Source organism: Arthrobacter sp. 35/47 (assembly GCF_000520475.1).
In the GTDB taxonomy this organism is placed as follows: Bacteria; Actinomycetota; Actinomycetes; order Actinomycetales; family Micrococcaceae; genus Arthrobacter_D; species Arthrobacter_D subterraneus.
Genome location: NZ_KI914613.1, coordinates 6,098 through 7,041, shown reverse-complemented (window position 1 = coordinate 7,041; position 944 = coordinate 6,098). Strand labels below are relative to the sequence as shown.

General features: G+C 70.4%; 1 protein-coding gene and 1 pseudogene. Both read right to left on the bottom strand.

The window, feature by feature from the left end; genetic code table 11:
• Positions 1 to 539: pseudogene (locus X803_RS19780) on the bottom strand (urocanate hydratase); the annotation flags it as partial.
• Positions 536 to 944, bottom strand: a 409-nt coding sequence (locus X803_RS19775) for an IclR family transcriptional regulator domain-containing protein (protein WP_275450947.1), incomplete at its 5' end; no start/stop codon positions are given. The gene X803_RS19775 and the pseudogene X803_RS19780, both read right to left, overlap by 4 nt.

Genomic DNA, 944 nt, shown 5'->3' with positions numbered 1-944 from the left:
CCCATTCCGCCGCACCCGGCGGTGAGGGTCAGGGTGCCGGCCAGGGTCCCGCCGAAACGGGCGTTGGCCACGGCGGCGAATGTCTCGAAAGTTCCCTGCAGGATGCCCTGGGTGCCGATGTAGATCCAGGACCCGGCGGTCATCTGGCCGTACATCATGAGCCCCTCGGCCTCCAGCCGGCGGAACTCCGGCCAGGTGGCCCAGTCCCCCACCAGGTTGGAGTTCGCGAGGAGCACCCGCGGCGCCCACGGGTTGGTGCGGAAGACGCCCACCGGCTTGCCGGACTGGACCAGCAGCGTCTCATCGTCCTCGAGGTCCTGCAGCGTGGCGACGATGGCGTCGTAGGCCTCCCAGCTGCGGGCGGCCCGGCCGGTGCCGCCGTAGACCACGAGGTCCTCCGGCCGCTCCGCCACCTCGGGGTCGAGGTTGTTCATGAGCATGCGCAGCGGTGCTTCCGTCTGCCAGCTTTTCGCTGACAATTCGGTGCCGCGGGGTGCGCGGACGGATCGTGAGGGGTCGTGCTGGGTGAAGGAGGTCATGCCTGTGCTCCTGGGGTCGTGGACTCGTTGGTAGGGGGTGTGTTCGTGGGCGGCGGGGTGAGGATGCCGGCCGCCTCGGCGGCGACCTGGCGGCCGATCCGGCGTGCGCCGTCGTCGGTGATCCGGTAGCTCGGCACCACCACGCTCAGCGCGGCCACCACATGGCCGCCGGAGATCACGGGCGCCGCGATAGCGGTGACGTCCGGTTCGATGCCGTTGCTGACCACCACAAAGCCGTCTTCGCCCGTCCGGCCGCGCAGGACGGCCCCCGCAGCGGAACCCTCCAGCGGGATGCTCCGGCCCACCCAGCTGGTGTGGCGGACGGAGTGGGTACCCTCGCGGACGGAAAGGTAGATTCCGTGCCCGTCATGCGACGGGACGTTGAGGTAGGCGGACTCACCGGTC